Annotated in this window: 18 protein-coding genes; 13 read left to right on the plus strand and 5 right to left on the minus strand. The window is 62.2% G+C overall.

Going from position 1 to position 24494, the window contains the following annotated elements; all coding sequences use genetic code 11:
* The first annotated feature begins 15 nt into the window (after positions 1-15).
* The 3 genes from JMY29_RS09745 to rpsA all read left to right on the plus strand — a co-directional run bounded on the left by JMY29_RS09745 (position 16) and on the right by rpsA (position 3997).
* Entirely contained in the window at positions 16-1329 is a 1314-nt protein-coding gene (locus tag JMY29_RS09745) for a GNAT family N-acetyltransferase (RefSeq protein WP_189075599.1), read from the plus strand.
* A gap of 51 nt (positions 1330-1380) precedes the next feature.
* Positions 1381-2337 carry a polysaccharide deacetylase family protein gene (locus tag JMY29_RS09750; RefSeq protein ID WP_189075598.1) on the plus strand — a complete coding sequence of 319 codons (957 nt, stop codon included), beginning with the start codon at positions 1381-1383 and terminating at the stop codon, positions 2335-2337.
* A gap of 184 nt (positions 2338-2521) precedes the next feature.
* On the plus strand, positions 2522-3997 hold the full coding sequence (gene rpsA / locus JMY29_RS09755; RefSeq protein ID WP_011774756.1) for a 30S ribosomal protein S1: 1476 nt from the start codon (positions 2522-2524) through the stop codon (positions 3995-3997).
* Positions 3998-4094: 97 nt separating this feature from the next.
* Here rpsA and JMY29_RS09760 read toward each other — a convergent pair whose 3' ends face one another.
* Positions 4095-4784, minus strand: a complete 690-nt coding sequence (locus JMY29_RS09760) for an IMPACT family protein (protein WP_110504598.1) — start codon at positions 4782-4784, stop codon at positions 4095-4097.
* A 22-nt stretch (positions 4785-4806) separates the two neighbouring features.
* Here JMY29_RS09760 and coaE point away from each other — a divergent pair, with 22 nt between their 5' ends.
* From coaE to JMY29_RS09780, 4 genes are all read left to right on the plus strand, one after another.
* A complete protein-coding gene (gene coaE / locus JMY29_RS09765) occupies positions 4807-6045 on the plus strand; it encodes a dephospho-CoA kinase (protein ID WP_110504599.1) in 1239 nt (412 codons plus the stop codon).
* Positions 6046-6074: 29 nt separating this feature from the next.
* Positions 6075-8174: an excinuclease ABC subunit UvrB gene (gene uvrB / locus JMY29_RS09770; protein WP_018777539.1), complete on the plus strand. Its 2100-nt coding sequence runs from the start codon at positions 6075-6077 to the stop codon at positions 8172-8174.
* A gap of 167 nt (positions 8175-8341) precedes the next feature.
* Positions 8342-9370 carry a TerC family protein gene (locus tag JMY29_RS09775; RefSeq protein ID WP_018777540.1) on the plus strand — a complete coding sequence of 343 codons (1029 nt, stop codon included), beginning with the start codon at positions 8342-8344 and terminating at the stop codon, positions 9368-9370.
* Between the two features lie 27 nt (positions 9371-9397).
* Positions 9398-10726, plus strand: coding sequence for an MFS transporter (locus JMY29_RS09780; protein ID WP_189075597.1), 1329 nt, complete (start codon positions 9398-9400; stop codon positions 10724-10726).
* Positions 10727-10741: 15 nt separating this feature from the next.
* Here JMY29_RS09780 and JMY29_RS09785 read toward each other — a convergent pair whose 3' ends face one another.
* From JMY29_RS09785 to JMY29_RS09800, 4 genes are read right to left on the minus strand one after another with little or no spacing between them, the layout of a single operon-like run.
* Positions 10742-12058 carry an alpha/beta fold hydrolase gene (locus JMY29_RS09785; protein WP_189075761.1) on the minus strand — a complete coding sequence of 439 codons (1317 nt, stop codon included), beginning with the start codon at positions 12056-12058 and terminating at the stop codon, positions 10742-10744.
* Positions 12059-12071: 13 nt separating this feature from the next.
* A complete protein-coding gene (locus tag JMY29_RS09790) occupies positions 12072-12584 on the minus strand; it encodes a GNAT family N-acetyltransferase (RefSeq protein WP_189075596.1) in 513 nt (170 codons plus the stop codon).
* 29 nt (positions 12585-12613) lie between these two features.
* Positions 12614-14020, minus strand: coding sequence for a CoA transferase (locus JMY29_RS09795; protein WP_189075595.1), 1407 nt, complete (start codon positions 14018-14020; stop codon positions 12614-12616).
* A gap of 12 nt (positions 14021-14032) precedes the next feature.
* The gene (locus JMY29_RS09800; protein ID WP_189075594.1) at positions 14033-16567 is read right to left on the minus strand and encodes a DEAD/DEAH box helicase; all 2535 of its coding nucleotides are present in this window, start codon (positions 16565-16567) and stop codon (positions 14033-14035) included.
* A gap of 70 nt (positions 16568-16637) precedes the next feature.
* Between JMY29_RS09800 and JMY29_RS09805 the strand changes: the two genes are divergently transcribed.
* The 6 genes from JMY29_RS09805 to uvrC all read left to right on the plus strand — a co-directional run bounded on the left by JMY29_RS09805 (position 16638) and on the right by uvrC (position 24445).
* Positions 16638-17417 (plus strand): trans-aconitate 2-methyltransferase, encoded by a 780-nt coding sequence (locus JMY29_RS09805; RefSeq protein WP_189075593.1) that lies wholly within the window; start codon positions 16638-16640, stop codon positions 17415-17417.
* Positions 17418-17565: 148 nt separating this feature from the next.
* Complete coding sequence (locus JMY29_RS09810) at positions 17566-17946, plus strand: GntR family transcriptional regulator (RefSeq protein WP_018777547.1); 381 nt, start codon at positions 17566-17568, stop codon at positions 17944-17946.
* A gap of 65 nt (positions 17947-18011) precedes the next feature.
* Entirely contained in the window at positions 18012-20939 is a 2928-nt protein-coding gene (uvrA, locus tag JMY29_RS09815) for an excinuclease ABC subunit UvrA (protein WP_189075592.1), read from the plus strand.
* Between the two features lie 61 nt (positions 20940-21000).
* The gene (locus JMY29_RS09820; RefSeq protein WP_189075591.1) at positions 21001-21717 is read left to right on the plus strand and encodes an HAD hydrolase-like protein; all 717 of its coding nucleotides are present in this window, start codon (positions 21001-21003) and stop codon (positions 21715-21717) included.
* Positions 21704-22372 (plus strand): lysophospholipid acyltransferase family protein, encoded by a 669-nt coding sequence (locus tag JMY29_RS09825; RefSeq protein WP_018777550.1) that lies wholly within the window; start codon positions 21704-21706, stop codon positions 22370-22372. The genes JMY29_RS09820 and JMY29_RS09825 overlap by 14 nt, the downstream gene beginning before the upstream one ends.
* Positions 22373-22429: 57 nt before the next feature.
* On the plus strand, positions 22430-24445 hold the full coding sequence (uvrC, locus tag JMY29_RS09830; protein ID WP_018777551.1) for an excinuclease ABC subunit UvrC: 2016 nt from the start codon (positions 22430-22432) through the stop codon (positions 24443-24445).
* The last annotated feature ends 49 nt before the right edge of the window (positions 24446-24494 follow it).

Consider the following 24494-nt stretch of genomic DNA (forward strand, 5'->3'; position numbering starts at 1 on the left):
GCTAGGCTCAAAGGCGTGGCTGATCCCAATGAAAGAAACTCCGAAAAGTACTCTGTCCAACGATTCCCTGTTGTCGCCGACAAGACTGACGAAGGCTACAGCCGTTGCACCACCTGGGTGCAGGCCGTCTCGCACGGCTTCCACCAGGAGCGGCGGGACGACGAATACCTGGCCAAAACCCTGGCCGCCTACCGGACCGACAAGCGCGAGCTGACCGGTGTCTATGTCAACGCGGACGTTCCCGATCATTCGCTCGGCGCGGATGTCCCGGTGGCCACCTATGCCACCATGCGCAAATCTCTCAACATCGGCTACGGGCGCCAGCTGGAGTCCAACCTGATTACTGCCGTAACCGTCCGTGGAACCCACAGGCGCAACGGAATCCTCCGCGGCATGATCACTGCCGACCTGCAAGGCGCCAAGGACGACGGCCTCGCCATGGCGGCGCTCACGGCCTCCGAAGGTTCCATTTACGGACGATTCGGCTTTGGTGTGGCCACTTTTGAACGCAGCATCAAAGTCGACACCGGTCCGCGATTCCGGCTCAAGGGACAGCCTGAAGGCGTGGTCGAAGTCGCCGATCCTTCAGTCCTCCTGGACGTTGCGCCAGAGGTCTTTGAGCGGGTCCAGCGGCTTTCTCCGGGTTCGGTCGACAGGCAGGAGTACTACCGCTTGGTGGCATCCGGTTCAATCGGCCATGACGGCAAGCCCGATGCCTCCGTGCGTTGCGCCTTGCATTACGACCCCTCCGGAACATTGGATGGCTACGTTTCCTACCGCTTCAAGGGCTGGGACCACAAGCCGTACACCATGGAAATCGTGGACCTCGTTGCCGCAACCAACGCCGGCTACCGCGACTTGTGGCGCTTCCTGGGCAGCATCGACCTCATCGACGAAGTCACGTGGGCCGAGGCCCCCGTGGATGATCCGCTGGCATGGGCGCTCGAGGACCAGAGGTGCATTGAGGCATCCGAAGTCCGTGACATGCTGTGGCTCAGGATCCTGGATACCCAGGCCGCTTTGGAGGCCCGGAAGTTCCCTGCAGCCGGCCGCCTGGTTATTGAGGTCACCGACTCCTTGGGCTTGGCGGGCGGCACCTGGCTTCTGGAATCCGACGGCGGTGCTGCCCCCGTCGTCAAGGATGCTTCGGGTGAGACGCCGGACCTCAGCATGGACGCCGCAGGCCTCGCCTCCATTTACCTGGGTGCGGTATCGCCGGTGACGCTGGCAGCCGCCGGCCGCATCCGCGAGAACACCCCGGGCGCCGCGTTCCTGGCCCAGCAGTTGTTCACAGTGGAACGTTCCGCTCACTGTCTGACACACTTCTAGGCAGTACCACTTCACTACAACCACATAGTTACAACGTCAGTAAGGACATCCATGGGGGATTCCAAGCGGCGGCCATTGGCTGGCCGGCGATCAGTGCTGCTTGGAATGGCAGGTTTGGCAACTGCTGTCCTGGCAGGATGTGCAGACAGCGGGACCGGGTCCTTGCCGGCCGCTCCTGAAAAGGATGCGGCAACGGAGCAATTGCGGCCAACCGGTCCCGCTACGCCGCCTCCGTCCGTCTCTGCCAAGTCGAGCGAACAGGCTGCAGCCGCCCTCGCGCAGCCGACCATGAAGACCCCGGCGGTGCCGGACAAACTAAAAATCCTTGCTGAGTTTGCAGGCAGGCAGCCAAAGGAATGGGGACTGCACGTCACCGGAGTCGTCAACGACTCTCCGGCCAAGCAAGTGGCTTTGACGTTCGATGCGTGCGGCGGGCCGGGGGGTTCAGGGTGCGACCATGAACTGCTGCAGACCCTGCGCAAGCTCCACGTACCCGCCACACTCTTCGTCAACAGCCGCTGGATCCAGGCCAATCCCGGACTTTCCGCGGAGCTGGCAGCGGACCCGCTGTTCGAACTGGCCAACCACGGGACATCACACCTTCCGTTGTCGGTCAGCGGCAAGTCAGCCTATGGGATCACCGGAACGGCCACAGCGTCCGCGGCGTACGACGAACTCATGGGCAACCAGGCAATCATGCAGGACACGTTCGGGAAGTCCCCGCGGTTCTTCCGTCCGGGAACGGCCTTTTACGACGACGTCACGGCCGCCATGACGCGCAGGCTCGGCATGCTGCCGGTCAACTTTACTGTCAACGGCGACGGCGGCGCGACCTTTCCGGCGGCCACCGTCGCCACCGAGGTGGGCCGGGTCGGGCCCGGAGACATTGTCATTTCGCACTTCAACAAGCCGGCGGGAGCAACGGCGGAAGGCTATGGGCGCGCCTTGCCGCGGTTGCTGGACAAGGGTATTTCCTTCGCGCGGCTCGGGGATGTCTTGAAGCCATAACACCGCTTTTGACCCTGCTTTGCCAATACGACTAGAATAAACGGGCGTGTACTACGTGCATGCATCCATTTTGTACTAATCCACAAATCAGGATGACCCGGCGCTTTGCCGTGTTCTGCCGTCCGGACCCGGGCGGCAGCGGTTTGCCTGACCGACTAACTATCCACAACGGAGCCCCTACTACATGACCATCACCTCCACCGAGAAGCCCGGTACCCCCGTAGTCGCCATTAACGACATCGGTACCGCTGAGGACTTCCTCGCAGCTGTCGACGCCACCATCAAGTACTTCAACGACGGAGACCTCGTCGAAGGTACCGTCGTCAAGGTCGACCGCGACGAAGTTCTGCTCGACATCGGTTACAAGACCGAAGGTGTCATCCCTTCCCGCGAGCTTTCCATCAAGCACGATGTTGATCCCGGTGACGTTGTCGCCGTTGGCGATCAGGTCGAAGCTTTGGTTCTCACCAAGGAAGACAAAGAAGGCCGTCTGATCCTCTCCAAGAAGCGTGCTCAGTACGAGCGTGCCTGGGGCGACATCGAGAAGGTCAAGGAAGAAGACGGCGTCGTTACCGGTACCGTCATCGAGGTTGTCAAGGGTGGCCTCATCCTGGACATCGGCCTGCGCGGCTTCCTGCCCGCATCCCTCGTCGAGATGCGTCGCGTCCGCGACCTCGCTCCGTACATCGGTCAGCAGATCGAAGCCAAGATCATCGAGCTCGACAAGAACCGCAACAACGTTGTTCTGTCCCGCCGTGCATGGCTCGAGCAGACCCAGTCCGAGGTTCGCTCCACGTTCCTCAACAAGCTGGAAAAGGGCCAGGTTCGTCCGGGCGTTGTTTCCTCCATCGTCAACTTCGGTGCATTCGTGGACCTGGGCGGCGTAGACGGCCTCGTTCACGTTTCCGAGCTGTCCTGGAAGCACATCGACCACCCGTCCGAGGTTGTCGAGGTTGGCCAGGAAGTCACCGTCGAGGTCCTCGAAGTGGATCTGGACCGCGAGCGTGTCTCCCTGTCGCTCAAGGCTACGCAGGAAGATCCGTGGCAGACCTTCGCCCGCACCCACGCCCTCGGCCAGGTTGTTCCGGGTAAGGTCACCAAGCTGGTTCCGTTCGGTGCGTTCGTTCGCGTCGAAGACGGCATCGAAGGCCTCGTCCACATCTCCGAGCTGGCTGTCCGCCACGTGGAGCTCGCCGAGCAGGTTGTCTCCGTTGGCGACGAACTGTTCGTCAAGGTCATCGACATCGACCTCGAGCGTCGTCGCATCTCCCTCTCCCTCAAGCAGGCCAACGAGGGCGTGGACGCTGACAGCACCGAGTTCGATCCCGCTCTGTACGGCATGGCCGCTGAGTACGACGAAGAGGGCAACTACAAGTACCCTGAGGGCTTCGACCCCGAGTCGAACGAATGGCTCGAAGGCTACGAGACCCAGCGCGCCGCTTGGGAGCAGCAGTACGCTGACGCCCAGACCCGTTGGGAAGCCCACAAGAAGCAGGTTGCCCAGCACGCTGCCGACGACGCTGCTGCTGCAACGTCCGGTGAGAGCGATTCCGGCACCACCAGCTACTCCTCGGAGCCGGCTGCTGCTGAGTCCAACGCTGGCACCCTGGCGTCCGACGAAGCACTCGCCGCACTGCGCGAGAAGCTGACCGGCAACTAATTCCGCCGCCCTCACGGGATGTGCTGAATAGCCAAAGAAGGACCCCTGCCTCCGGGCAGGGGTCCTTCTGTTTTGCGGTCAATCTGTTGGCGCATTCTTAGGCCGGAACGTCAATCCATTCGGTACCCTCGGGACGGAGGAGTGAGCTGCCTGCGGTCAGTGCCGCCACCCGGGCGTGGGCATCGCCAATCTCAGTGGCTGAGTCCTCCAGCGCTATGCGCAGGACCGCATGCCGTTCTTCATACGCGGTTTCAGCCATGACATATCCGGCATTCCGGAGTTCGTTCTCCAAACGCCCGGCTTCGGCATGGGCGACCTCTACGGCGCAGAGCCGCAGACGCCGTCGCTGAACCAGGGGAGCCAGGTCCAGGGCCGTCGAGACCGATTCCGAATAGGCACGGACCAGCCCGCCCGCCCCCAGCAGAATTCCGCCGAAATAGCGTACGACGACGGCAGCGACGTCGCTGAGGTCGGTCACCCCGGGCGCCGACTCACGTTTGATAAGGGCTTCGAGCATCGGTATGCCCGCGGTACCGGAGGGTTCGCCGTCGTCGTTCGATCGCTGGATCATCCGGTCCGGTCCGATGACGAACGCCGAGCAGTGGTGGCGGGCGTCGTGGAACTCGCGCCGTAGCCCGGCCACCAACGCGCGGGCGGAATCCTCATCCGGCACCCTGCGGAGCACGGTGATGAAACGCGACCGCCGGATTTCCAGTTCGTGGCGGAAGTCGGGCCCTGCCCGGAGCGTCGTGTACCGGGTCGCACGGCTTTCTTCCTCAATTTCCACCGCTTCAGTCTAGTGTTGAGGGGTGCTGAAAATCGGACTGACGGGCGGCATCGCCTCAGGCAAATCGGTGGTGGCATCCAGGCTCCGGGAGCTGGGGGCACTGCTCATAGACGCGGATGTTATCGCCCGGCAAGTAGTGGAACCCGGGACACCGGGGCTGGAACAGGTTGTTGAAGCCTTCGGTCCTGGCATCCTGGATCACGACGGCGGGCTCGACCGACCGAAGCTGGGTTCCATCGTGTTCCGGGAACCGGCTCAGCGCGAAATCCTGAACGCCATCGTCCACCCGCTCGTCCGCAAGTCCGCGGCCGCCATCATGAACGGCGCCGGTGCGGGTGACATCGTGGTGCAGGACATCCCGCTGCTGGTGGAAACCGGACAGGGCAGCACCTTCCACCTGGTGCTGGTAGTGGATGCGCCTGATGAGCTGCGTGTCCAACGGATGGTGGAGCTTCGAGGCATGACGCCGGAGGACGCGCGTTCCCGCATGGCCGCGCAGGCCTCCAGGGCGGAGCGCCAAGCTGCAGCCGACGTCATCCTGGACAATTCCGGCAGTCGGGAGGATCTACTTGCCGCGGTTGATGCACTGTGGGAGCGGCGTCTGGTGCCTTTTGCGGAAAACATCAAGAGTGGTGTCCGCGCGCCCCGGACAGATGGCCCCGTCCTTGTTGCCCCGAATGGGGAATGGGCACGGCAGGCCGAACGGCTGGCAGCCCGCGTCGCCCTGGCCGCTCCGGATGCGATTCTGGCCGTTGACCATATCGGCTCAACCTCTGTGCCGGGCCTGGCCGCGAAGGATGTCATCGACCTTCAACTGACAGTGCGCGATCTCGAGACGGCCGACCGGATCTCGCCCCTGCTTGGCGCAGCCGGATTCCCAGCAGTGCAGCACGTTCGCGGGGACACCCCGAAGCCCTCCCACCCTTCTCCGGAATCCTGGCAAAAGCGCTTCCATGCCAACGCCGATCCCGGCAGGGCTGTGAACCTTCACGTTCGGAAGGCTGGATCGCCCGGCTGGTATTACGCCCTGTTGTTCCGGGACTGGCTGCGCGCCGACCCTGCAGCCCGCGCTGAGTATGAGGCCCACAAACGCGGCCTGGCCGGGGCCCATGCGGGGGACAAGGACAGTGCAGCCTATGCCGAAGCCAAAGAGCCGTGGTTCACTGACGTGGCGTGGCCGCAGATGGAGGAGTGGGCCAAACGCACCGGCTGGGCACCGCCGTCGTATTCATCTTCCGCTGAGCGCAAACGCGGACAGTAGCTGTCCGGGGTCGGGGGTAGATTTGATGTATGAGCCTTGCCCAGGAAATCAACCGTGTCGTCGCACCCTTTGAAGTTGTCAGTGACTATAAGCCCGCAGGCGACCAGCCAACCGCCATCGCAGAGTTGACCGAACGCATCAACAACGGTGAGAAGGACGTAGTCCTCCTTGGTGCCACGGGTACGGGCAAGAGCGCCACCACGGCATGGCTCATCGAGCAGGTCCAGCGGCCTACCTTGGTGATGGTGCAGAACAAGACCCTGGCGGCGCAGCTGGCCAACGAGTTCCGGGAGCTCCTGCCGAACAACGCGGTTGAGTACTTCGTTTCGTATTACGACTACTACCAGCCGGAAGCGTATGTGGCCCAGACGGACACCTTCATCGAGAAGGACTCGTCCATCAACGAGGAAGTCGAACGGCTGCGCCACTCTGCCACCAACGCATTGCTGACCCGCCGCGATGTCATCGTGGTGGCAACCGTTTCCTGCATCTACGGCTTGGGCACGCCCGAAGAGTACATCGCCGGGATGGTGACGCTCCGGAAGGGAGCGGAAATGAACCGCGACCATCTCCTGCGGAAGTTTGTCTCCATGCAGTACGCCCGCAACGACATGGACTTTCACCGGGGAACCTTCCGGGTCCGTGGCGATACCGTGGAAATCATTCCCATGTACGAGGAACTCGCCATCAGGATTGAGTTCTTCGGCGATGAGATCGAGAACATCCAGACGCTCCATCCGCTGACTGGCGAGGTCATCCGGGAGGAGGAAGAGATGTACGTCTTCCCGGCCTCGCACTACGTGGCCGGTCCCGAACGGATGGCGCGGGCCATCAAGCGGATTGAAGACGAACTGGCGGACCGCCTGAAGGTCCTCGAAGCCCAGAACAAGCTGGTGGAAGCCCAGCGACTCCGCATGCGGACCACCTATGACCTTGAAATGATGCAGCAGATGGGGTTCTGCAACGGCATCGAGAACTACTCGGTGCACATTGACGGCCGCGAGCCCGGCACGGCACCTCACTGCCTCCTGGACTACTTCCCGGATGACTTCCTGCTGGTGGTCGATGAATCGCACGTGACCATTCCGCAGATCGGCGCCATGTACGAAGGCGACATGTCCCGGAAGCGAAACCTCGTGGACTTCGGCTTCCGGTTGCCCTCTGCCATGGATAACCGGCCCCTGAAATGGGACGAATTCCTTGAGCGCATCGGCCAGACGGTCTACCTCTCGGCCACTCCCGGAAAGTACGAGCTCGGGAAGGCCGATGGCTATGTGCAGCAGATTATCCGACCCACGGGCCTCATCGACCCCGAGGTGGTGGTCAAACCCACCAAGGGCCAGATCGACGACCTGCTGGGGGAGATCCGAATCCGCACGGAGAAGAACGAGCGCGTTCTTGTGACCACCTTGACCAAGCGGATGGCCGAGGACCTGACCGATTACCTTGTGGGACACGGCATCAAGGTGGAGTACCTGCACTCGGACGTCGACACCTTGAGGCGTGTGGAGCTGCTCCGGGAACTGCGCATGGGTGTCTTCGATGTCCTGGTGGGCATCAACCTGCTCCGGGAAGGCCTTGACCTTCCGGAGGTCTCCTTGGTGAGTATCCTCGACGCCGACAAGGAAGGCTTCCTGCGTTCCTCCACGTCGCTGATCCAGACCATCGGCCGTGCCGCCCGTAACGTGTCGGGCCAGGTCCACATGTACGCCGACCGGATCACGGACTCCATGGCGCACGCGATTGATGAGACCAACCGCCGCCGCGCCATCCAGGTCAAGTACAACACTGAGCACGGCATCGACCCGCAGCCCTTGCGCAAAAAAATCGCTGACATCACCGACCAGTTGGCCAAGGAAGACGCAGACACCCAGGAGCTGCTCAACAACAACCGGCTGGCCAAGGGCGGCAAACGCGGTAAGACGTCCGCGAAGGGTGCCGCAACTGTCCGGCAGGACGGCCTTGCAGCAGCGCCGGCGGAGGATTTGGTGGGCCTCATTGAACAGCTAACGGAACAAATGCATGGTGCCGCCGCCGAACTCCAGTTCGAGGTCGCGGCAAGGATCCGTGACGAAGTCAAGGAGTTGAAGCGCGAATTACGGCAGATGCAGTCCGCCGGTCACGCCTAGGGTAAGGTTTAAGCCACGTAGGGGAGTATCCCAAGCGCTAGGTTCGTCAGCACGCAAGGCATGGTTGCCTCGCCGGGCCTAGCGGGTCGCCATGTCAGAGCATCAAACGCTCCAAGGCGGCCGGAGAGACTTACACCGTTTTCCCGTACCCTGCGAAAGGCCCTTTAATGGAGCTCCCTGTCTGGTTCGAGGTCGGCTCGTTTGTCGTCCTCGGAATTATCCTCGCTGTCGACCTGCTGTTGGTCGTCAAGCGCCCCCACGAACCCTCGATGAAGGAAGCCGGCCTGTGGGTCGCTTTCTACGTGGCCTTGGCCATGGTGTTCGCCGGAGCCATGTTCTACTTCACGGGCCCCGAGTACGGAAGCCAGTTCATTGCGGGCTGGGTGACTGAATACAGCCTCAGCATCGACAACCTGTTCGTGTTCATCATCATCATGGCCCGGTTCGCTGTGCCCCGTAAGTACCAGCAGGAAGTGCTGATGGTGGGCATCATCATCGCCTTGGTGCTCCGAGGTATCTTCATCGCCCTGGGCGCCGTGGTGATCGAACAGTTCAGCTGGGTGTTCTACATCTTCGGCGCTTTCCTTCTGTGGACCGCCTGGAAGCAAGCCAAGGACTCCGGTGAGGATGAGGAAGAAGGGGCCGAGAACCCCTTGATTGCCCGCCTTCGCAGGGTGCTTCCCATGTCTGAGAAGTTCGACGGCGGCAAGTTGCGGACCACTGTCAACGGCAAGAAGGTCTTCACCCCCATGCTGATCGTCTTCGTGACCATCGGCCTGACCGACCTCTTGTTCGCCGTGGACTCCATCCCCGCGATCTTCGGCCTGACCCAAAGTGCCTTCATCGTTTTCACAGCCAACATTTTCGCGTTGATGGGCCTTCGTCAGCTCTACTTCCTGTTGGGCGGACTCATGACCCGCTTGGTCTATCTGAAGCACGCCTTGTCGGTAATTCTGGCGTTCATCGGCGTCAAGCTTGTCCTGCACGCCATGCATGTCAACGAACTTCCCTTCATCAACGGCGGCCACCACATCGAGTGGGCTCCGGAGATCCCTACGTACGTGTCGCTGGCGGTCATCGTCGGTACCATCGTCGTGGCCGTAGTGGCCAGCCTTCTCAGCCCCGCAGCACGCCAGGCCAAGATTGATGCCCGGCTTGAGGAAGACGCACGGAAGAGCTTGAGCGAAGCAGAGTAACTTCATCGAAAGTTGTAGTCTCATGGGGTGACTACCTCCCCAACTACGGCGCTGGACCCACAACGGGTTCAGCGCCGTAGTGTTTTCCTGCTCAGTGCGTCCCAGCTCCTCAGCGGAGTTGGCAATGGAGCGACGCTTTCCATTGGCTCCCTGCTGGCTGTTGATCTGTCCGGCTCCGAGGCATGGGCAGGTTCCATCACTACCGTGTTGACCCTGGCGGCCGCCATTGCCGCCCTTCCGCTGGCGCGGCTGGCCGAAGCACGTGGACGCCGGGTGGGTCTGGTCACCGGCTTGGTAGCTGCCATGATCGGGGCACTCCTGTTCATAGTCGCCGTGATGGCCAGGTCATTCCCCGTCCTGATACTGGGGGCAGCCTTCCTGGGCCTGGGCACTGCGGCAAACCTCCAGGCGCGGTTTGCTGCCGTAGACCTCGCCGAGCCCGAACATCGCGGCAGGTCCCTGTCCACAGTGGTCTGGGCCATCACCATCGGAGCGGTTGCCGGGCCGAACCTCATCCAGCCAGGTGCCTTGGTGGGACAGGCTCTTGGGTTGCCGCCCATTGCAGGCCCCTTTGTCTTTTCCGCGGCAGGGCTCTTGCTGGCGGCGCTGCTTCTGTTCCTGGGGCTCCGGCCGGATCCCTTGTTGCTTGCCCGGCGGCTGGCATCAAGCGCCCACGATTCGGGCGGTACCGGGAGCATCCCCGTCAGGGGCACTGTCAGGTCCGGCCTACGGGCCGTTCGTTCCTCCCCGCAGGCCCTTCTGGCACTGGCCGCTGTTATCGCCGCCCACGGGGTCATGGTGGCGGTCATGTCCATGACGCCTCTTCACCTCCAGCAGCTGGTGGACGGATCCCATGCCGGCCACCACGGGGGAACCACCGACAGTACGGATGCTCTGGTGATTATCGGGGTCACCATTTCGCTTCATATTGCCGGCATGTTCGCCTTGTCGCCGGTGTGGGGATGGCTGACGGACAAGGCCGGCCGGCCGCAGACCATTGCCATCGGGCACGGCCTGCTGCTGGTGGCCGTGTTCATCGCCGGCTTCGGGCAGCACGAACCCACGCTTGTCACTGCAGGATTGATCCTTCTGGGCCTGGGTTGGTCCGCAGCCACCATCGCTGGTTCGACGATGCTGGCTGAGAGCGTCAGCCAGGATGAGCGGGTCACCGTCCAAGGAGTCTCGGACACGTTGATGGGCGCTGCGGGGGCAATCGGGGGTGCCACCTCCGGCCTTCTCCTCGCGTGGATTGGCTACCAGGGCCTCAACGTGGCGTCCAGCTTAGTGGCTGCAGCAGTCCTTGCCCTGACTCTGGCCATGGCTCTTCGGCGCCGCCCGGGCGTGAGCAGCCGCTGAAGGTCAGCCAAGCGGTCAGCGTGCGCCACGGACCATGCCCAAAAGCCGTTTGAAGATGCCTTCACCATCTTCCGCGATACCGTCGTGGTGGAAATCGGACGTTACCCATGCTTGGAGCCCGCGAACGGCCGCAGCGGTTTCAAGTGACAAATCGTGGTCCACGTAGATGTCATCCTTGTACACTGCCGCAGCCACGGGAACCGGGTTCGCGGCCAAGGCGGCGGTGTCGTACAGCGACTTCCAGTCTTTGCGAGCGGCAAGGATTTCCGCTACGTCGCGCAGGGGTGCGAGGGAGGGGTCCTGTTCGAAATACCAGGGATAAACCATTTCCCCGGTGAGCAGCGGCTGTTCGGCGCCCGGCTCGAACTCCGGATAATCCTCCAGGACCCGCCACGCCGCCCAGTTGGTTGCCTCGCCCTGGCCATAGATTGATTCATGCAGCACAGCGTAAAGGGGGTTGGCAGCCCTGCTGACCAGGCTTCGTACTTGCTCGAGGAACACTTCTGAGAGTCGCTCCCCGTCCAAGGTGTCGATGAACGCATCCTCCAGCAGATAGTGGAGCGAATCCACGCGGGTGTTGCCTCCCAGGAACGATCCGACCATTTGGAACCGTTCCGGGGTCAACCGCTCACCGCTTGCCAGGAACTCGGGAGTCTTTTCCAAGTGCCGGACGATCCGGGTGACCCGTTCACGGTCTTCAGGGTACCAACCGAAGTATTCGGCGTTCCGTGCAGCAACGCGCTTGAAGGTCGCCTGGTAGACCCGGTCAGCGGGTCCTTCCAAGGGAGCCAGGCCTCCGGTGATCAGGACCTCGCGCAAACCCTCCGGCGCGAAGGACAGATAGGTCAAGGCACAGAACCCGCCGAAGGATTGGCCCATGACGGTCCAAGGACCCGAGCCAAGAACGCCACGGATGAATTCTGCATCGGCAACAATCGAATCGGCCCGGAAGTGCGTCAGGTACTCAGCCTGGGCAGCAGCGTCGCCACGAAGCTCCAGCGTTTGCCGTTCAACGGGGGTGGAAAGACCGGTGCCGCGTTGGTCGAGCATGAGGATGCGGAAATCCCGCGCGGCTGCCTTCATCCAGCCGGCCAGGGAGGTGACCCGGTTCCCGCGTCCACCCGGACCTCCCTGCAGGAACAGCAGCCACGGCAGCTTGGACGCTTCTTCCGCGGTATGCGCCGTGGAGGAGTACTCCCGGGCAAAGACGGTGATCGTTTCACTGGTGGCTTCGTTGGCAGCGGGGGAATGCACCAGGGGGACGGTGAAGTAGTGTTCAACCGTGCGTACGCCACGGAATTCGTGGCGGTTCAGGACGGTGTGTTCCGGCATTGAGGAGTGCGTTTCAGCCACGGGCAAACGATTCCTCTAACTGTCCGGCCTTCGTGCCGAAAGCTTCCAGGGCCTCTCCGGTGAGGCGGAAAGTGGACCATTCCTCCATGGGGAACGCGCCGAGTTTTTTATAGAACTTGATGGATGGTTCGTTCCAGTTCAGGACGCTCCATTCCACACGGGCGTAACCACGTTCGACGGCGGTCGCTGCCAAGTACTGAAGAAGCGCCTTCCCATGGCCCTCACCACGGGCGTCGGGTTCGACGTAAAGGTCCTCCAGGTAGATGCCGTGGACGCCTTCCCAGGTGGAGTAGTTCAAGAACCACAGCGCGAACCCCTGCACGGTGCCGGCAGCGTTTTCCGCGATCGTGGCAAAGACCCGCGGGTTCTCGCCAAACAGCACCTCCGTGAGCCTTTCCGGGGTGTTCTTGACGGCGTCCGGCTCCTTTTCATAGATCGCCAGATCGTGGATCATGCGCAGGATCGCGGGGACATCGTCAACAGTGGCTTGGCGGATAACACTCATGCATTCGAGCTTACTAAAGGAAGCCCGCCTTACTGGCTCCACGCCACAGGGGATGTTCCATACCGCACAGGCGGCCGGCGATACTGCAGTTGCACGCCGTCCACCAACAGCGGCGGCCCCACGAACCGCAGCTGGCCATACGCACTCGGGGTCTCCCGATACGCAGGTTGGGGCAGACGGGCGGCCTTTACGTCGGCTTGACGGTCCGGCAACCTGAACAGTTCCTCGGCGGTGCGTGCCAGCGACAAAGCCGCCATTCCTCCTGCCCCTGTCGTCAACCTCTCTGCCAACAGGGCCAGTACGGCAGCCGCCACTCCGTAGCCTGTTGCGTGGTCCAGGGCCTGCACCGGCAGCGCACCTGGCTTCCACCCGTCGTCGTCCAGGTGCCCGTATTCTTCGGCGATGCCGCAGGCCGCCTGTACCAGGCTGTCGAAACCGCGCCGTTGTCTCCACGGCCCCGCGCTTCCCCAAGCCGACAGGGTCGCCACCACAAGGTCCGGCTTCCCGGCCAACAGGGTTTCTGCTCCCAGGCCAAATCTGTCCAGGCCGCCGTTGCGGTAACCCGTCACGACGACGTCCGCGGTGGAGATCAGGTCTTTGACGGTCTCCAGTCCGGCAGCGTTCCCCAGGTCGGCCACGGCAGATCGCTTATCGAAACCGCCATCCACGAAAGCCTCCTCCAATTCCGGGAGGCCCGGAGGATCGATCCGCAGGACATCGGCTCCGAGCGCTCCGAGGAGCCGGGTCGCCGTCGGGCCTGCAATGACGCGGGTCAGGTCCAGAACCCGCAGGCCGGTGAGTGGCCGTTCAGGGTTGTTGGATGGCTTCCACGCGGCTGAGGCAGAAGAAACTGGTGAGGTGGTTGACGACATCTGCAGGGCGGTTGATGGGAGAAACCGGATCCACGGTTCATCAGAGAGCGCGCGGTGCATGGCGGAGGAGACCCATTCGCCACGGCGTCGGACCGCCGTAGCCACGCCCCGGTTGGCGTTGATGGCATCCTCTGCGTCCAGGGAGGTCATGGTCAGGAGTGCGTCGTCCACGTCCTGGGCGCTGTTCGCGCCCAACGCTTCCATCAGCCGCGCTGCGTGGTGAGGGTAGTTCGCGTGAAGGCGGATCCAGCCGTCGGAGGTCCGCCGGAAGCCCGACGCCGGTGCGAAGCCCTGGGGTTTGGCGTCCGCGATCCGCAGGTGCGTCAGCGAATCGAACGAAGCAGCCACCGGCCCAGATGACGCTGAGTACCTGCCCGCAAAGCTTGTCAGGGCTTCCAGGGCAGTGGCTGCTGCCAACACTGAACCCAATGCAAGGCCCTCGACATCCAGCGCACCTTCCCACCAGCTTCTCAAACCCGGCGGGATCATCGGGGTCACGGGGGTTACCGAGCGCAAGGCCTCCAGGCTGCGCAGGCTGCTGGTCAGGTCGGGGACGGGTTCCATGGCTTCTTCGGGCTAGAGCCTGTTGACGTCGGTCACGCGGACTACGGCTGTGCCACTCTCATCGGACGCCGCCAGATCCACTTCGGCCGAGATACCCCAGTCATGGTTTCCCGCGGGGTCGTCGAAAATCTGTCGGACCTTCCACAGGCCCGGCTCCTCCGTGATAATGAGCAAACCGGGTCCACGCGCGTCCGGGCCGGTCCCGATGTCATCGTGTTCGTCGAAGTAGTCGTCCAGAATTTCTTCCCACCGGCCGGCGTCCCAGCCGGCGTCGGCGTCGAGTTCTCCCAAGGCGCTGGAATCCTCGTCTGCGAAAAGTTCAACCCTGCGGAACATCTCATTCCGGACCATCACCCGGAAGGCCCGGATGTTCGAGGTCAACAGTGGCGGCGGGGGAGGAGGTGCATCGTGCGGTGTCGGAGCCAGCCCGGAGGTCAGTTCCTCCCATTCGTCCAGCAGGCTCGAGTCAACCTGACGCACGAGTTCTCCGAGCCAGGCAATCAGGTCTTCAAGATCCTCGCGCAGCAAGTCCTGGGGAACGGTCTGCCGAAGTGCCCGGAAACCGTCCGCAAGGTATCGCAGGACGATGCCCTCCGAGCGTGCCAGGCCGTAGAACTGCACGAACTCGCCAAAGTTCATGGCGCGCTCATACATGTCCCGGATGATCGATTTTGGTGCGAGTTCGAAGTCGCCAACCCACGGCGCAGCTTTTCGATAGACCTCGAACGCCTCACCAAGAATCCCGGCCAACGGCATGGGATAGGTCACTTCGTCCAGCATGGCCATGCGCTGCTCATATTCGATGCCGTCCGCCTTCATGGCGGCAACAGCTTCCCCGCGGGCCTTCTTCTGCTGTGCGGAAAGAATCTGGCGCGGCTTCTCCAAGGTCGACTCAATGACTGAAACGACGTCCAGTGCGTAGGAAGGCGACTCCGGATCAAGCAGTTCCAAGGCTGCTAGAGCGAAGGGGGACAGCGGCTGGTTGAGGGCGAAGTTGGCTTGGAGGTGAACCGTCAGCCGAACCGACCGTCCTTCAGCTTCCTGCTCGTCCTCGGGGATTCGTTCAACAACCCCGGCAGCCAACAGCTCCCGGTAGATCCCCAGTGCTTTCTTCATCAGCCGAAGTTGTGCAGGGCGGCTCTCGTGGTTCTCGCTGAGCAACCGCCGGGTGGCTTGGAAGGGGTCGCCCGGACGCTCCATCAGGTTGAGCAGCATCGCGTGCGTAACGGTGAAACTGGACGTCAGCGGCTCAGGAATGGACTCGACGAGCTTCTTGAACGTGGGTTCGCCCCAGGACACGAATCCTTCCGGGGGCTTCTTCTTGACGACTTGCCGCAGCTTCTTCTGGTCATCACCGAACTTGGCAGTGGCCTTGGCCATGGCCTTGGTGTTCTCCACCACGTGATCCGGCGCCTGCACCACAACGGTGCCTGCGGTGTCGTAACCGGCGCGGCCGGCACGACCGGCAATCTGGTGGAACTCCCTCGAGTTAAGAGACCTGGTGCGTACGCCGTCGTACTTGCTCAAGGCCGTCAAGAGCACCGTCCTGATCGGAACGTTGATGCCCACGCCCAGGGTGTCCGTGCCACAAATGACCTTAAGCAGCCCGGCCTGGGCAAGCTGTTCCACCAAACGGCGGTATTTGGGCAGCATGCCCGCGTGGTGGACTCCGATGCCGTGGCGCACCAGCCGGTTGAGTGTCTTTCCAAAGCCTGCCGCGAACCGGAAGCCTGCGATCAGTTCGGCGATACGATCCTTCTCGGCCCTGCTGCACATGTTGATGCTCATGAGGTTCTGGGCACGTTCGATGGCTTCGGCCTGGCTGAAGTGCACCACGTACACGGGAACCTGCTTGGTGGAGAGCAGCTCTTCCAGGCTCTCGTGGACCGGGGTCAGCTGGTAGTAGTAGTGCAGCGGAATAGGCCGCTCCGCGGAACTTACCGTTGTCGTAGTCCGGCCGGTCAGTTCCGTGAGGCCTGTTTCGAAGCGGGAGACGTCTCCAAGGGTGGCAGACATGAGGAGGAACTGGGCCTGGGGGAGTTCCAGGAGCGGCACTTGCCACGCCCAGCCGCGCTGCGGATCGGAGTAGAAATGGAATTCGTCCATGACCACCGAGCCGAGTTCGGCCGCTGACCCTTCGCGGAGGGCTATGTTGGCCAGGATTTCCGCTGTGCAGCAGATGATGGGTGCATCCTGGTTGACCCCGGAATCGCCGGTGATCATTCCCACGTTTTCCGCACCGAAGATGTCGCACAAGGCAAAGAACTTCTCCGATACCAGTGCCTTGATGGGCGCCGTGTAGTAGCTGCGCTGGCCACGGGCCATGGCTTCGAAGTGGGCGGCGATGGCCACCAGGGACTTACCGGAACCTGTGGGCGTAGCAAGAATCACGTTGGCGCCGGAGGCGAGTTCCATGATCGCTTCATCCTGGGCCGGGTACAACTGCAGGCCACGGCTTTCAGTCCACTCGACAAACCGCGTGTAAATGTCATCCGGGTCCAGGGGACCTGTGGCGGTGGAACCAGGAAGCTGCTCAAGAAGTTTCATTGGTTTCCAGCTTAGTGCCCGGACAGTTTAGGCTCAGCCCAGCAGTGTTGCCCGGCTCCAGGAGGCTTTTATGAAGTGGAATCCATCCAAGTACGCCGAGTTCGGCAATCATCGGGACCGTCCGTTTCATGACCTGGTGGCGAGAATCCAAGCTGCTAAGCCCAGCCATGTGGTGGATCTGGGCTGCGGCCCTGGCAACATGACTGCCACTTTGGCGGACCGCTGGCCCGCGGCACACGTTGTTGGGATTGACTCGTCGCAGGAAATGCTGGCCAAAGCCGCGTCATTGACGGGTCATTACAGTGGGCTGGCCTTCAAACAGGGCGATATTGCTGAGTGGATGCCGGACAACGATGTCGACGTCGTGGTGACGAACGCTGCCCTCCAGTGGGTCCCCGGGCACCAGGAGATGCTCGCCGCCTGGCTCGGAGCGCTAAGGCCAGGCGCTTGGTTTGCCCTGCAGGTCCCGGGCAACTTTTCGTCGCCCTCCCACGCATTGATGCGTGAACTCGCCGGTTCGCCGCGATGGCGGACGCGACTGGATGGGGTCCTGCGGCACGATGACGCGGTGGGCAGTCCCGCGGACTACTTGGGCATAATGCTCGACGCCGGATGCTCGGCTGACGCATGGGAGACCACCTACCAGCAGGTACTTACGGGGGAGGATCCGGTGCTGGAATGGGTACGGGGCACAGGACTGCGACCCGTCCTTTCCGCCCTGACCGCGCCCGAAGCCGACGCCTTCGAAAAGGAATACGCAGCCATGCTGCGCCAGGCCTACCCGTCGACGGCCCACGGTACGGTGTTTCCGTTCCGCCGTATTTTTGCGGTGGCGAGGAAGCACGCGTGAGCCGACATACATTTATGACCGGCCAGAGGAACACGCACCCTCATGTCTTGTCCCATGGTGGTGCCGCTGGTCTAATTCTCGGCATGGACCAAGGACGCAATCCGGATCTGCCGCCGACGGTGGCGCACGTGCCTGCCAGGAGCTCATCATGACGCCCGCAGGGGATTTCCCCGGGAGCTGGCGACCCAACGCCGGCAGTGCTGTGGCGCTCTTTGAACAGTTGAGGCTCCGCATCATCGAACTCGCAGATTCAGGCGTTCTCGCCGTGGGGTCGAAACTGCCGCCCGTCCGGAACCTGGCAGGTGTACTGGACGTGGCACCCCATACAGTCGCCCGGGCATATAAGGAGCTGGAAGCAGCCGGCGTTGTCGCTACCCGTGGACGCAACGGGACAGTAGTGTGTGCCCGCGATGACCGTTGGGGGGCACTGGCCGAAGTTGCCGCCCAGTACGCAGCTGCTGCCAAGGCCCAAGGCGCTTCCTTCGCCGAGGCAGTGCAGCTTTTCGCTGCCGCTTACGACGCCGATTGATACCGATCGGTAGCATGTGAGGCACGACATGGAAATTCGAAGAAGTTTTCGATTAGCATTGGTGGGTGCCCAAAGCCTTAGCTGAAGATGCAGCCATCGATTCCCTGAACAGCGCTTCCGTCGTTTCTGATAACAAGCCAGCCAAGCCGGATCTGTCCCGCCTGGTGGTCAAGGGAGCCCGGGAACACAATCTGCGCAACGTGGATCTCGACCTCCCACGCGACGCCATGATCGTCTTCACCGGACTCTCTGGTTCCGGTAAGTCCTCCCTGGCTTTCGACACCATCTTCGCCGAAGGCCAGCGCCGGTACGTCGAATCATTGTCGGCGTATGCACGCCAGTTCCTTGGTCAGGTCGACAAGCCCGACGTTGACTTCATCGAAGGTCTCTCGCCTGCGGTGTCCATCGACCAGAAGTCCACCAGCAAGAACCCGCGTTCCACTGTGGGCACCATCACCGAAATCTACGACTACATGCGCTTGCTGTGGGCGCGCGTTGGCCGCCCGCACTGCCCGGTCTGCGGTGAGCCGATTACGCGGCAAACACCCCAGCAAATCGTCGACCAACTCCTGGAGTTGGAAACCGGCACCCGCTTCCAGGTCCTCGCTCCGGTCGTCCGCGGCCGGAAGGGTGAATTCGTTGACCTCTTCAAGGAGCTGACGGCCAAGGGTTACTCCCGTGCCCGGGTTGACGGCGAACTGGTCCAGTTGAACGATCCGCCCAAGTTGGGGAAGCAGTACAAACACACCATCGAAGTCGTTGTTGACCGCCTGGTGGTGAAGGAAGAGATCAGCCAACGGCTCACGGATTCCGTGGAGACTGCACTGGGCCTGGCCGAAGGCCGTGTGCTGGTTGAATTCGTGGACCTGGACGCTGAAGATCCCGCACGTATCCGTGCCTACTCCGAGAATCTGGCGTGCCCCAACGAGCACCCTCTGGCCATCGACGAGATCGAGCCGCGATCCTTCTCCTTCAACAACCCCTTCGGTGCCTGCTCTGCCTGCAGCGGCATCGGCACCAAGTTGGAAGTCGATGAGGAACTGATCGTTCCCAACCCGGAACTTTCGCTGGGCGAAGGCGCGATTGCTCCGTGGTCCCTAGGGACAGCGACCACGGAGTACTGGAACCGCCTCCTTGAAGGCCTCGCACACGAACTCGGCTTCTCCATGAAGACCCCGTGGGAGAAGCTCCCCAAGGATGTCCGGAACACGGTACTTCACGGCAAGGACCACAAGGTCGTAGTCCAGTACAAGAACCGTTTCGGACGTGAGCGCAAGTACAGCACCGGCTTCGAAGGAGCCATCCAGTACGTTCACCGGAAGCACGGTGAAACGGACTCTGACTGGGCCCGCGACCGGTACGAAGAGTACATGCGCCAAATTCCTTGCCCCGAGTGCAACGGAGCCCGCCTGAACCCGGCATCGCTGTCCGTACTGATCAACGGGAAGTCCATCGCCGAGGTGGCCGCGCTCCCGATGCGGGAATGCGCAGAGTTCCTCGGAAGCCTGACGCTGACCAACCGGGAAGCCCAGATCGCCAACCAGGTTCTCAAGGAGATCCAGGCCCGCCTGACGTTCCTTCTGGACGTTGGCCTGGAGTACCTCAATCTCGAGCGCCCTTCCGGCACGCTGTCCGGCGGCGAGGCCCAGCGCATCCGGCTGGCCACGCAAATTGGCTCGGGCCTGGTCGGCGTCCTGTACGTCCTGGATGAGCCCTCCATCGGCTTGCACCAGCGCGATAACCGACGCCTTATCGAGACCCTCACACGGCTTCGGGACCTGGGCAATACGCTCATTGTGGTCGAACACGACGAAGACACCATCCACGAGGCCGACTGGGTGGTGGACATCGGACCCGGCGCCGGCGAGCACGGTGGCCAGGTCGTCCACTCCGGTACCTACAAGGAACTCCTCGAAAACACGCAGTCCCTCACCGGTGACTATCTGGCCGGGCGCCGGAAGATCGATATTCCTGCCAAGCGCCGCAAGTACGACAAGAAGCGGGAGCTTAAGGTTGTTGGCGCCAGGGAGAACAACCTCAACAACGTTGACGCTACGTTCCCCCTCGGTCTGTTCACTGCGGTCACGGGTGTCAGTGGTTCGGGCAAGTCCACCTTGGTCAACGAGATCCTGTACAAGGTCCTCGCCAATAAGCTCAACGGAGCCAAGCAGGTAGCCGGACGCCACCGCTCCGTGGCCGGCCTGGAGCACCTGGACAAGGTAGTGCACGTCGACCAGAGCCCCATTGGCCGTACGCCGCGCTCCAACCCCGCCACCTACACGGGCGTGTTCGACAACATCCGCAAGCTGTTTGCGGAGACCACCGAAGCCAAGGTGCGCGGGTACCAGCCCGGTCGTTTCTCCTTCAACGTCAAGGGTGGCCGCTGCGAAGCCTGTTCCGGCGACGGCACGCTGAAGATCGAAATGAACTTCCTGCCTGACGTCTACGTTCCGTGCGAGGTCTGCCATGGGGCCCGGTACAACCGCGAGACGCTGGAGGTCCACTACAAGGGCAAGACCATCGCGGACGTCCTCAACATGCCCATTGAAGAAGGTGCGGAGTTCTTCGCCGCCTTCACCCCGATCGCACGGCATTTGAACACCCTTGTGGACGTTGGACTTGGCTACGTCAGGCTCGGCCAGCCTGCCACGACACTTTCCGGCGGCGAGGCCCAGCGCGTGAAGCTGGCTGCGGAGCTCCAGAAGCGTTCCAACGGCCGCAGCATCTATGTGCTGGACGAGCCCACCACGGGATTGCATTTCGAAGACATCAGGAAATTGCTGATGGTCCTCCAGGGCCTTGTGGACAAGGGCAACACCGTCATTACCATCGAGCACAACCTGGACGTCATCAAGTCGGCGGACTGGATCGTGGACCTTGGCCCCAATGGTGGTTCCGGCGGCGGACGAATCGTCGCGACCGGAACCCCGGAGCAAGTAGCGAAATCCACGGAGAGCCACACTGCCACCTTCCTGGCTGAGATTCTGGGTTAGAAGTATTCCGGTAGCGGCATGCGAGTTTCAGGCATGCCGCTACTCGTGAGAAACTAACCCGGTGACTCAAACAAAGGTGCCCGTAATATTCGATCTGGACGGCACCCTTGTCGATCCTGCCGGCGGTATCACCGGAGGCATTTCGCTCGCCCTCCAGGAAATGGGCCTTCCTGTTCCGGAAGAGGCCGTACTGAATTCCATGGTGGGTCCCAAGCTCAGTGATTCCCTTCTGCATTTGGCTGGCGTTCCCGGCGAATTGGTGGATGAGATCATTCACCGTTATCGGCGTCACTACAAGGAAACCGGTATTGGTCAAAGCCGGCTTTATCCGGGAGTCTTCGACCTCCTGGAGTTCTTTGCCGAAAGCGGCCGCCCCGTAGCGGTAGCCACGCAAAAGCCACAGTCCATTGCGCGGCTCGTCCTCGACCACCACCGGATCGCGGACTTCTTTCTTTCAATCCGTGGTGCTGCTGATGACGAGTCCGCGAAGGCAAACACGGCACCGGGGAAGGTCGCGATCGTCGGGGCAGCCCTTGCCGATCTGCATTCCCAACCAGCGGTCATGGTGGGGGACAGGCATCAGGACGTCGCCGGAGCGATGGCCAACGGATTGGACTGCATCGGCGTCAGCTGGGGTTTCGCACCTGACGGCGAACTTGAAGAAGCGGGCGCCGTGGCTGTTGTCAGCACGGCCCTTGAACTGCGTACGCGAATTGAAGAACTTGATGCTGTCCGTGCGGCGGCCCTTAGCGAGGTACAAAACGATGGCAGTCTTTGATGCGATCCGGTGGACAACCCGCGGACTGATCTCGTCCACATGCCGGCCAACAGTCATCGGACTTGAAAATGTCCCCAAAAGCGGACCTTTCATCGTGGCACCAAACCACCTTTCCTTTCTGGACAGCGTGATCGTCCAGGCCTTGATGCCGCGGCCCGTTGCGTTCTTTGCCAAGGCCGAGTACTTCACCACCAAGGGTGTCAAGGGCGCCGTGATGAAGTCGTTCTTTGAAGCCGTGGGTTCAATTCCCGTGGAGCGCGGGGAGCAGGCGGCCAGTGTGCAGGCACTCAAGACCCTCCTGGACATCCTCGAAGCCGGGAAGGGCATCGGCATCTACCCCGAGGGCACCCGCTCCCGGGACGGGATCCTTTACCGCGGCCGAACAGGAGTAGGCTGGCTGGCCTTGACCACGGGCGCCCCGGTGATACCCGTTGGCCTCATCGGCACGGAAAAGCTGCAACCTGCGGACAAGAACGCCGTCCGACCGCAGCACTTCACCATGAAGGTCGGCGAACCGCTCTATTTCGAGAAGACGGGCCCTGACCATTCCCTCCCGGCCCGCCGGGAGGTCACTGACAAGATCATGGACGCGATTGCACTGCTCAGCGGGCAGGAACGTTCTGGCAGCTACAACCAGAGCAAGTCGGTGGACTAGGCTTCCGGCGCACTGCACTGGCGTTTAGCAGCCAGTCCGGTTCACTAGACTGGACGTGTGGCAGATCCATCAACTTACCGACCCCGGACCGGTGAAATCCCCACTACCCCGGGTGTCTACCGCTTCCGTGACCCCCATGGCCGGGTCATCTACGTGGGCAAAGCGAAGAACCTCCGTTCAAGGCTGAACTCTTACTTTGCCAACCCTGCGGGGCTGCTCCCCAAGACCCATGCGATGGTCCATGCAGCCAGCAGTGTTGAATGGACCGTGGTGGGCAGCGAGCTGGAATCCCTGCAACTTGAGTACACCTGGATCAAGGAGTTCAAGCCTCGGTTCAATGTTGTTTTCCGCGACGACAAGACCTATCCCTACCTGGCCGTGACCATGGGGGAGAAATTCCCCCGGGTACAGGTCATGCGTGGCGAACGCAGGAAGGGCACCCGCTATTTCGGTCCCTATACGGCGGGGGCCATCAGGGAAACCATGGATACGCTCCTCAGGGTTTTCCCGGTCCGAAGCTGCAGCCCGGGAGTCTTCAAGCGGGCCGAAGCCAGCGGACGGCCCTGCCTGCTGGGGTATATCGACAAATGCTCCGCGCCCTGCGTAGGCCGTGTGACTCCTGACGAGCATCGGGGGCTGGCCGAGGATTTTTGTTCCTTCATGGGCGGCGAGGCCAAGCGCTTCATCAGCCGTTTGGAAAAAGACATGGCAGCAGCCGTGGCGGAACTCGATTACGAGCGTGCTGCCGGGCTCCGTGATGACATCATTGCTTTGCGCAAGGTCTTCGAGCGCAACGCCGTGGTCCTTGCAGAGGATACTGATGCCGACGTCTTCGCATTGCACGATGACGAACTGGAAGCATCGGTCCAGGTGTTCCACGTCCGTGGAGGCCGGGTCCGCGGCCAGCGCGGCTGGGTGGTGGAGAAGGTGGAAGATGCCACCACCCCGGAACTGATTGAACATCTTCTCCAGCAGGTTTACGGCGAAGACAGCGAGGTTCAAGGCAGGATCCCCCGGGAAGTCCTGGTTCCGGAGAACCCCAGCAACCATGCCGAACTGACTGAATGGCTTGGCGGACTTCGTGGCGCCAAAGTGGACATCCGGGTTCCGCAGCGCGGGGACAAGGCCGCATTGATGTCCACGGTCCGTGAGAATGCCGAACAAGCCCTCAAACTCCACAAGACGCGGCGCGCGGGAGACATCACCGTCCGGTCCCTCGCGCTCCAGGAACTCCAGGAAGCCCTGGACATTCCGGTTCCCTTGCTGCGCATCGAGTGTTTCGATATTTCCCATGTCCAGGGCACCAACGTAGTGGCTTCCATGGTGGTGGTCGAAGACGGGCTTCCCAAGAAGGCCGACTACCGCAAGTTCTCCATCACGGGCGCGGCCGCTGCCGATGACACCGCGGCGATGCACGACGTCCTCACGCGGCGGTTCAAGCACTACCTGACGGACAAGGCCGCCCAGGTACCGGTCGTTTCGGGCGAGATCGTCAACCCCACCCGGTCCGTGTCCAGCGGCATGACCGACCCAACGACGTCGGATGCCACGATCCCGGCGCCCAAGGCCAAGTTTGCCTACCCGCCCAACCTCGTGGTGGTCGACGGCGGTCAGCCGCAGGTGAACGCAGCCGCGCGAGCCCTCGCCGAACTTGGCATCGACGACGTCTACGTCGTGGGACTCGCCAAGAGACTGGAAGAGGTCTGGCTTCCCGACAGCGACTTCCCGGTCATCCTGCCGCGGACTTCCCAAGGGCTGTACCTCCTTCAGCGTATCCGCGATGAAGCGCACAGGTTCGCCATCACCTTCCACCGGCAAAAACGCGGCAAGGCAATGACTGTGTCGGTACTGGACGGAGTGCCTGGCCTCGGTGAGGCCAAGCGGAAGGCCCTAGTGTCGCACTTTGGGTCGCTTAAGAAAATCAAGGCAGCCTCGGTCGAGGAACTGACGTCCGCCAAGGGCATCGGTCCAGCCCTGGCCGCCGCAGTGGTCCAGCACTTGGGTTCCACTGCCGGGGATGGGGAGACCGCTCCCGCAGTGAACATGACAACCGGCGAAATCATCGAATCTTAGCTAGGGTAAGAACTTGGCCGCTGCGGCAATTTCCGGCGCTGCGGTCAAG

This window comes from Paenarthrobacter nicotinovorans (assembly GCF_021919345.1).
Lineage (GTDB): Bacteria > Actinomycetota > Actinomycetes > Actinomycetales > Micrococcaceae > Arthrobacter > Arthrobacter nicotinovorans.

What these genes read in the sequence shown, in the direction of transcription:
- JMY29_RS09750 (WP_189075598.1), top strand. Translation starts at nt 1,381, where the DNA reads ATGGGGGATTCCAAGCGGCGGCCATTGGCTGGCCGGCGATCAGTGCTG.
- rpsA (WP_011774756.1), top strand. Translation starts at nt 2,522, where the DNA reads ATGACCATCACCTCCACCGAGAAGCCCGGTACCCCCGTAGTCGCCATT.
- uvrB (WP_018777539.1), top strand. Translation starts at nt 6,075, where the DNA reads ATGAGCCTTGCCCAGGAAATCAACCGTGTCGTCGCACCCTTTGAAGTT.
- JMY29_RS09775 (WP_018777540.1), top strand. Translation starts at nt 8,342, where the DNA reads ATGGAGCTCCCTGTCTGGTTCGAGGTCGGCTCGTTTGTCGTCCTCGGA.
- JMY29_RS09785 (WP_189075761.1), bottom strand. Translation starts at nt 12,058, where the DNA reads ATGCCGGAACACACCGTCCTGAACCGCCACGAATTCCGTGGCGTACGC.
- JMY29_RS09790 (WP_189075596.1), bottom strand. Translation starts at nt 12,584, where the DNA reads ATGAGTGTTATCCGCCAAGCCACTGTTGACGATGTCCCCGCGATCCTG.
- JMY29_RS09795 (WP_189075595.1), bottom strand. Translation starts at nt 14,020, where the DNA reads ATGGAACCCGTCCCCGACCTGACCAGCAGCCTGCGCAGCCTGGAGGCC.
- JMY29_RS09800 (WP_189075594.1), bottom strand. Translation starts at nt 16,567, where the DNA reads ATGAAACTTCTTGAGCAGCTTCCTGGTTCCACCGCCACAGGTCCCCTG.
- JMY29_RS09805 (WP_189075593.1), top strand. Translation starts at nt 16,638, where the DNA reads ATGAAGTGGAATCCATCCAAGTACGCCGAGTTCGGCAATCATCGGGAC.
- JMY29_RS09810 (WP_018777547.1), top strand. Translation starts at nt 17,566, where the DNA reads ATGACGCCCGCAGGGGATTTCCCCGGGAGCTGGCGACCCAACGCCGGC.
- JMY29_RS09825 (WP_018777550.1), top strand. Translation starts at nt 21,704, where the DNA reads ATGGCAGTCTTTGATGCGATCCGGTGGACAACCCGCGGACTGATCTCG.